Annotated in this window: 1 protein-coding gene; it reads right to left on the bottom strand. The window is 44.1% G+C overall.

Features of this window, described 5'->3' with window-relative positions:
* Positions 1–735, bottom strand: a 735-nt coding sequence (locus tag ACP45E_RS21580; protein WP_277815736.1) for a DNA gyrase subunit A, incomplete at both ends; no start/stop codon positions are given.

The raw sequence follows: 735 nt of genomic DNA, 5'->3' as shown, positions 1-735 counted from the left end.
TGATCAACGAAGCATTTCAACATATCTTTCAGGTTGAATAGCTGAGGTTGACCATTGTTAAGCGCAACCATGTTGACACCAAAGGTCGTTTGCAGCTGTGTCTGAGAGTAAAGGTTGTTCAGTACAACTTCACCCACAGCATCGCGCTTACATTCAATAACAATACGCATACCATCTTTGTCAGACTCATCACGTAATGCACTGATACCTTCTACTTTCTTATCTTTAACGAGCTCAGCGATTTTTTCAATCAATCTTGCTTTGTTAACTTGATACGGAATTTCTGTAACGATAATCGTTTCTTTACCGTTCTTATCCGCTTCTATATCCGCTTTAGAGCGCATGTAGACTTTTCCGCGACCAGTCTTATAGGCGTCAACAATGCCCTTGCGGCCACTGATTAATGCTGCTGTCGGGAAATCAGGACCTGGGATATAGTCCATGAGTTCATCAATAGTAATGTCTTCATTATTAATGAACGCTAAGCAGCCATCGATCACTTCCGTCAAGTTATGCGGAGGAATATTGGTTGCCATACCGACTGCGATACCAGAAGCACCGTTAACCAATAGGTTCGGGATCTTAGTAGGCAGTACCGCTGGGATTTGCTCTGTTCCATCATAGTTAGGGACGTAGTCAACGGTCTCTTTATCAAGATCCGCCAATAGCTCGCCCGCTATTTTTGACATACGAACTTCGGTGTAACGCATTGCCGCCGCTGAATCGCCATCAACC

This window comes from Vibrio genomosp. F10 str. 9ZD137 (assembly GCF_049974785.1).
Taxonomy (GTDB): domain Bacteria; phylum Pseudomonadota; class Gammaproteobacteria; order Enterobacterales; family Vibrionaceae; genus Vibrio.
The sequence above is the reverse complement of the archived record's forward strand: the minus strand, read 5'-3'. Positions and strand labels throughout refer to the sequence as shown.